The organism is Pseudoalteromonas sp. S554 (assembly GCF_005930865.1).
Classification (GTDB): Bacteria; Pseudomonadota; Gammaproteobacteria; order Enterobacterales; family Alteromonadaceae; genus Pseudoalteromonas; species Pseudoalteromonas marina.
The window spans coordinates 1-5,289 of the sequence record NZ_PNDV01000066.1 but is presented as its reverse complement, the minus strand read 5'-3'; the positions used below and the strand labels follow the sequence as shown (position 1 = coordinate 5,289).

Annotated in this window: 10 protein-coding genes; 4 read left to right on the top strand and 6 right to left on the bottom strand. The window is 36.2% G+C overall.

Annotated features, from left to right (window positions below; translation table 11 throughout):
- Window positions 1–138: 138 nt before the first annotated feature.
- The 3 genes from CWB65_RS14480 to CWB65_RS14470 form a co-directional block, all read right to left on the bottom strand.
- Window positions 139–357 carry a hypothetical protein gene (locus CWB65_RS14480; RefSeq protein WP_008133290.1) on the bottom strand — a complete coding sequence of 73 codons (219 nt, stop codon included), beginning with the start codon at window positions 355–357 and terminating at the stop codon, window positions 139–141.
- A gap of 264 nt (window positions 358–621) precedes the next feature.
- Window positions 622–921, bottom strand: a complete 300-nt coding sequence (locus CWB65_RS14475; RefSeq protein ID WP_033025002.1) for a hypothetical protein — start codon at window positions 919–921, stop codon at window positions 622–624.
- 477 nt (window positions 922–1,398) lie between these two features.
- On the bottom strand, window positions 1,399–1,686 hold the full coding sequence (locus CWB65_RS14470) for a hypothetical protein (RefSeq protein ID WP_138740836.1): 288 nt from the start codon (window positions 1,684–1,686) through the stop codon (window positions 1,399–1,401).
- Window positions 1,687–2,122: 436 nt separating this feature from the next.
- On the opposite strand from CWB65_RS14470, the gene CWB65_RS14465 reads away from it, so the two are divergent.
- Window positions 2,123–2,449, top strand: a complete 327-nt coding sequence (locus CWB65_RS14465) for a hypothetical protein (protein ID WP_138740835.1) — start codon at window positions 2,123–2,125, stop codon at window positions 2,447–2,449.
- Between the two features lie 115 nt (window positions 2,450–2,564).
- Here the strand turns inward: CWB65_RS14465 and CWB65_RS14460 are convergent, their stop codons facing one another.
- Together CWB65_RS14460 and CWB65_RS14455 are read right to left on the bottom strand one after the other, a co-directional pair.
- Window positions 2,565–2,960 carry a VOC family protein gene (locus CWB65_RS14460; protein ID WP_138740834.1) on the bottom strand — a complete coding sequence of 132 codons (396 nt, stop codon included), beginning with the start codon at window positions 2,958–2,960 and terminating at the stop codon, window positions 2,565–2,567.
- Between the two features lie 13 nt (window positions 2,961–2,973).
- Window positions 2,974–3,333: a DUF1801 domain-containing protein gene (locus CWB65_RS14455; RefSeq protein ID WP_171047593.1), complete on the bottom strand. Its 360-nt coding sequence runs from the start codon at window positions 3,331–3,333 to the stop codon at window positions 2,974–2,976.
- Between the two features lie 162 nt (window positions 3,334–3,495).
- On the opposite strand from CWB65_RS14455, the gene CWB65_RS19890 reads away from it, so the two are divergent.
- The 3 genes from CWB65_RS19890 (at window position 3,496) to CWB65_RS14445 (ending at window position 4,279) form a co-directional block, all read left to right on the top strand.
- A complete protein-coding gene (locus CWB65_RS19890; RefSeq protein ID WP_171047592.1) occupies window positions 3,496–3,663 on the top strand; it encodes a hypothetical protein in 168 nt (55 codons plus the stop codon).
- Window positions 3,664–3,735: 72 nt separating this feature from the next.
- Window positions 3,736–3,927 carry a hypothetical protein gene (locus CWB65_RS14450; RefSeq protein ID WP_138740832.1) on the top strand — a complete coding sequence of 64 codons (192 nt, stop codon included), beginning with the start codon at window positions 3,736–3,738 and terminating at the stop codon, window positions 3,925–3,927.
- A 106-nt stretch (window positions 3,928–4,033) separates the two neighbouring features.
- A complete protein-coding gene (locus CWB65_RS14445; protein ID WP_138740831.1) occupies window positions 4,034–4,279 on the top strand; it encodes a hypothetical protein in 246 nt (81 codons plus the stop codon).
- Window positions 4,280–4,619: 340 nt separating this feature from the next.
- On the opposite strand, the gene CWB65_RS14440 is transcribed toward CWB65_RS14445, so the two are convergent.
- Complete coding sequence (locus tag CWB65_RS14440) at window positions 4,620–5,234, bottom strand: LysE family translocator (protein ID WP_138740830.1); 615 nt, start codon at window positions 5,232–5,234, stop codon at window positions 4,620–4,622.
- Window positions 5,235–5,289 lie beyond the last annotated feature (55 nt).

Sequence of the window (5,289 nt, the reverse complement as noted above, 5' to 3'; positions counted from 1 at the left end):
ACAGCCGCATCCTCTTAGGACTTAAACGAATTTGTTTATTGATTTAGAATTGACCGTCAATTTATAAAAACGGTCAAAAAGAAAACTAATGCCTATTGACAGAGTTAAGGCTCATATGTGTTATATGCAATTAAACGCCTAAACATTAGATGCCTTATTATTTGAAACATCATTTTTAAGTGCCAAAACTGCTACAAATATTAAACCTAATGGTGGAATAAATGACAATAAACAACCAATAAAGGTTGTTGTTTTAACATTTTGGGTTTTACGTTTACCGAGGTAATAGCTTAAACCACTTATTACAATAATTGATATTAAAATGAATTGACCGAGTATTGTTGCATTGATATTCATACGAAACTCCTTTTTGCATATAACGCCTCGTTAAGAGGCAAATAATATGTTGGCTAAAATAAGCGACGCAGGAGCAAAAGTCAACTGTTATTTGTCCTGCTTTAACGACTTGTTATATTACGATTAAGGAACAACCATGAAAACAATTATTTTTAAAGTTATTCAACAAAGTACAGGGCATGAATGGGAGCTTTACAGTGACGGATCTGTTAAAGGATTTCCTGCTAATTGTATAGTACACAATAGTCATAGTTTAATTGTTGATCAGCTAGAAGCTAAAATATCTATAGCGTCAGCATGTCCTGATAGGTGTGATAGTTCAGAAATATTAGGAAGCGTTGATATTTCAGATTGAAACAATCTACTTAACGCAACGATCAAAGGGTTATCATGTGGCAATAAAAATATAGGCTTACCGTCTATCTGGTGATCTTTTAGTGATAACATCATCATGTTTTTTGGTGCTTTGCTAATTTTGAATACTTCAAAGAATTTATTTTGAATATCCATGTGAACACCATTGGCGTAATCGCTTGATGATAAGGTTATTTTGATGCATTCCATTTTGGTAACTCCATGATTGATTAGTAATATAACGCCCATTTAATGGGCAAAAAAATGTTGGCTAAAATTTTGAGGAACGAAAAAAGCCAACTGTTTTTTGTCCCTGTTTAAATGCTTGTTATGTGTTTACTTTAACACCAAGCTAAAATTATTTGCACCGTTGCCTGTGCGTTTAACCGAATTTTTTGAGCCACTTACCTTTGGTAAAACCGACATTAATAGCTTTGCATTTACGAAGTAAAAATAGCGCAAAGCTTATTAGTGAGTAAACCTAAACTAGTTTGGCGAAAAAAACACACCAAACCTAAAACGCTATTTTTGTGCGACGAAATGACAACAAACGCAAAAATAATTTAGCTACATTTCCTAAAAACACATAACGCCCACATTAAGGGGCTAAAAATTGTTTGCTAAAATGTGTAGCGAAGCGAAACCGAGCAAACTGTTTTTAGTCCCGCTTAAATTGCTTGTTATATTTCAGTTACTTCTTTGATCTGCAAGGAACGCTGCATATTCAGATCTAGCTTTACTATCCGGCTTGATACCTTTAGATTCACACCAACTGACAAGCTTACTAATTTTGATAGATATTTTTTTAACTTGCTCGCCATTGGCCCTAAGTTCACCAATAGCGTTTTCAGCATTATGTCGCCATTCTTGATAAGTATCATCTAGCGTTGTTGGATCATCTACTGTTTCTTTTAAACGCTGCCATTCTTCAGGCTGAAACCATGCGAAAGAATAAACTATTTGTTGTTCACTCATGCTTGAATACTCCGTGAAATATAACGCCCATTTAATGGGCAAAAAATGTTGGCTAAAATTTTGAGGAACGAAAAAAGCCAACTGTTTTTTGTCCCTGTTTAAATGCTTGTTATGTGTTTACTTTAACACCAAGCTGAAATTATGTGCACCGTTGCCTGTGCGTCTAACCGAATTTTTTGAGCCACTTACCTTTGGTACAACCGACATTAATAGCTTTGCATTTACGAAGTAAAAATAGCGCAAAGCTTATTAGTGAGTAAACCTAAACCAGTTTGGCGAAAAATACACACCAAACCTAAAACGCTATTTTTGTGCGACGAAATGACAACAAACACAAAAATAATTTAGCTACATTTCCTAAAAACACATAACCTTTGCGTTAAGCGGCTACGGAATGTAACCACTAAATTAATTAAGAATACAGGAGCTAGATAAAATGGAAAACGACCAAGAAAAACCAACTGTTAGTAGTCCGACTTGCACGGCGTTGTTATGTTGCTGCGAACACTGCAATAACGGCGATGGAGATTGTGTATTCCCTTATTACGGGCTAGCGCCACATAAGCATAATACAGAAAAAACTGGCGGGTCAGTAATTGGTAGCACTGAAATTTTAAAAGAAGAATATCCAGAAAACTTTGCAGAAGATTCTGAGTGTGAAGGGCTTGGTACGCATACACACTGCCTGCATTGCAATAGACCAAATAGTGAAGAATTGCACTTTAAAGATATGGACACACGCGAAGCTAGAAAAGCAACATAACGCCAAGCTCACCGGCACATATTGCGGAGAGCGTTTTTTTGTAAAAATGGAGCAACGCGACATACACAAAAACGCGCGTAGCAATATGTGTCCGCGTGCAGCTTTTTGTTATAGCTTAACTCTGGATCGGAGTACATAACTCGATTAAGATGCCAGAAGGACAACGAACGTAAGAAACAACTTGCCCCCAAGGTTTTGTTTCAGGTGACTTTAACTCAACTGCACCATATTGTATTGCGCGCTGATGTATGCCACTAACATCATCGGTTATGAGTGCTATTTCAATGCCCAATGGTTTTTCTGAATCAGTAGAACTTATATATCCGCCAGAGAAGTTTGATAGTCCTAATTCATGAGATGCGAAAGCCAGAACTGTTTCACCCGTATTCAATTCACCATAGTCATTTTCGTCGGTGATAAAGCGTCGTGTCATTTCAAATGCTTTCTCAAAGAATGACAAAGCTATATCTACATCACGCACATAATTGATTGTATATCCAAATTTTACCACTCGATAGTTTCCTTTAGTTGTTCACTGCTTGACTAACAAAGTACTCGACGTTTTTTTGAACGATATCGTCATTTTCGTATATTTGTAGGTGCCGCCTCTTTTTACCACCACCCTCCAAGATCGAGTCATTATCAATAAAGTCCGCGCCATTACTGAACTCAATTGAAACATGTTTTTTATATGAATAAATGCCTCCTATCAACGCATCTGACACGTTAAAGACCAAACCACCATATTTAATATCTTCAACTAATTCTTCATTAGACCTTATGAAGATATCTCTTATTGCAATCAACAAATCAAACTGCTCAGAGGATATGGACTGTATATCAGAAAGGAAGTCGTTTACCTTGTCTCTCGTTGAAATATTCATATTCCTCATACTCCGGATGCTGAAGAGCTATAACCCTTAGCTAATGTGCCGCCACGCTTTTGAGGTGGCATAGTGAGGAACGAACGACAGCCAACTGTGGCGGTCACAATTAAGCGTGTTGTTAGTTTTGCTGACAGCACTTAACGAGAAGAGGTAAAGAATATGAATACACTAACTGATGAACAAATATTTAATTATATGTTACCCGATGATCCGCTTGATTTCTGCGAAAAGTGTGGCGGTGAAATTAAAGAGATAGATTGTGGTTACTATATAACTTACGAGTGTTTAAATTGTGGATATACACCAACACCTCCAGAAGAAGATTAAGCAAACTAACCAGAAGAAACAGCGGCGGCACGTCCGCCTGATTTCAGTTGTTATAAGTTGGAGCTGGCAAGAATGATTAAGTGGAATAAAAACCTAAAGGAAGCCCCAAAAGGCAACAAACCGTTTTTGGTGAAAGAATATCGCGGCTTATGTTCTGGTGGGTGGGATTGGTACAAGGCGCTGCGTGTTGGAAACGATTTTTTCAACATTGAAACAAAAGAGCGTATTGAAGACCCGCATAGCTGGGCAAAAGTAAACTTATAACGCCTTGCTAAGCGGCGAACGTAGTGAGTCCGTTTTAGCAACTTGTTATCCGTTTATGTTCAATAGTGAGCAAGTTTAATTTTAAATAATATAGAAGGAAAATAATATGAATGATGTAACAGATAAAGCCCTTTTTGATTTGAAGATGTTTAAAGATATTGTGTCTCAAATGGAAAATACTTTAGAAAACCGCTATGAGATAAATAAATTAATATTATCCGCCCAAAAACAAGGAAAAGCCCTTGATACTAAAGTGTTAGATACAGAGGAGTTTGCATTGAACGTCTCAGAAGCTATAGACCAGTTTTTATCTTATTCCAAATTTGAAACTTTTCTTGGTGAAGTTCGCTAGACTCTTTCTCGTAAGATAAAAGTTCATCTAGGGCAGAAGCTTTGTAACCAGAAGTACGATACTTCTTTTGTAATTTAGGTATTTCCTCATCCACAATATCTAAACGTGAATTGATTTCATCTATTCTCGGTTCGTATTGTCTATACAGCTTATATTCTTGGGTGTTCATTTTTAATATCCTTATTAGATCAGGGGTTGTTTATAGAGTACCAAGAGTATCACACTACTCTGAACGTGTGAAACGTATAACGCCCATTTAAGAGGCAAAATATAGTTGGCTAAAATAGGTGAACGTAGTGAACAAAAAGCCAACTTTATTTTGTCCTTCTTTAAATTCTTGTTAGGTTTTAATTGCCACCAAAGCACCTGTTGACACCATGATAGTACCCGCTGTTTTATTAATGACTGTTGTTGCATTAGGCGATTTAAAAGTATTCTTCGCTTTTACTGCTAGTAACGAGTAGCACATATTTACACTACCAAAGGCTAAAGTAGCAGCTAACATAATTAAACTGGTGTCATAAAATGTAACTTCGTTAACATTAATAAATGCAGGAAAAAAACCCACATAAAATATAATAGCTTTAGGATTACCTAGTGTAATAAAAAGACCAGTTAACAAATTAGAGATTAAAGATGAGTCTTTCGATGTTTCAATATCAATTGATTTTGCTTTTGTACGTAGGAGTTGAACCCCAAGCCAAATTAAATAAGCAGCACTTAGGTATTTTATAATAAAAAAAGCTGTTCCCATTACTTCCGCAAGGGCAGAAAGACCAAACAAAGCAAGGACAACAAAAATATAATCACCTAATACTATACCAACAGTCATATAGAATGCTTGTAATTTACCAGAAGAAAAAGAACGAGCAATGATAGCAAAAACCGCAGGACCGGGAACTATTGCTAAAATAATCATGGCTCCGAACAAAGCAAATAAACTATCAATTGACATTGGTACTCTCCTTAAAACCTAACAATTTTGTCTACGACATTTGTCGTTTTATAAA

Coding starts and splice junctions, on each gene's coding strand:
- CWB65_RS14455 (WP_171047593.1), bottom strand. CDS start 3,333: ATGAATATTTCAACGAGAGACAAGGTAAACGACTTCCTTTCTGATATA.
- CWB65_RS14465 (WP_138740835.1), top strand. CDS start 2,123: ATGGAAAACGACCAAGAAAAACCAACTGTTAGTAGTCCGACTTGCACG.
- CWB65_RS19890 (WP_171047592.1), top strand. CDS start 3,496: ATGAATACACTAACTGATGAACAAATATTTAATTATATGTTACCCGAT.
- CWB65_RS14445 (WP_138740831.1), top strand. CDS start 4,034: ATGAATGATGTAACAGATAAAGCCCTTTTTGATTTGAAGATGTTTAAA.
- CWB65_RS14440 (WP_138740830.1), bottom strand. CDS start 5,234: ATGTCAATTGATAGTTTATTTGCTTTGTTCGGAGCCATGATTATTTTA.
- CWB65_RS14450 (WP_138740832.1), top strand. CDS start 3,736: ATGATTAAGTGGAATAAAAACCTAAAGGAAGCCCCAAAAGGCAACAAA.
- CWB65_RS14475 (WP_033025002.1), bottom strand. CDS start 921: ATGGAATGCATCAAAATAACCTTATCATCAAGCGATTACGCCAATGGT.
- CWB65_RS14470 (WP_138740836.1), bottom strand. CDS start 1,686: ATGAGTGAACAACAAATAGTTTATTCTTTCGCATGGTTTCAGCCTGAA.
- CWB65_RS14480 (WP_008133290.1), bottom strand. CDS start 357: ATGAATATCAATGCAACAATACTCGGTCAATTCATTTTAATATCAATT.